The sequence below is a fragment of the Rhizobium sp. SVR5-9E genome (assembly GCF_056755095.1).
The window spans coordinates 1-255 of the sequence record NZ_JBNDHS010000531.1 but is presented as its reverse complement, the minus strand read 5'-3'; the positions used below and the strand labels follow the sequence as shown (position 1 = coordinate 255).

1 protein-coding gene is annotated in these 255 nt (G+C 40.0%); it reads left to right on the top strand.

Going from position 1 to position 255, the window contains the following annotated elements; genetic code table 11:
* Positions 1-255, top strand: a 255-nt coding sequence (locus tag ACPYOJ_RS35930) for an FtsW/RodA/SpoVE family cell cycle protein (protein ID WP_481420469.1), incomplete at both ends; no start/stop codon positions are given.

Here is a 255-nt window from a genome sequence, read left to right as displayed (position 1 = left end):
CGCAAATATTTACAGTGTCGACCAGAAATTGGGAGAAAAACAATTGATTTTCTTTTGTATTTCCTTGTTTGTGGGGCTTGTTATTTTTGTGGGAAGAAGCAAGTTTTTCGAGAATATGTCCGGCATCATTTATATCGGAGGCGTACTGCTGCTCATTGGTCTTTTCCCTTTCGGAAAGGAAATTCTCGGGCAGAAAAACTGGTATAAATTCGGAAGCTTTACCATGCAGCCTGTGGAATTTGCCAAAATAGGAAC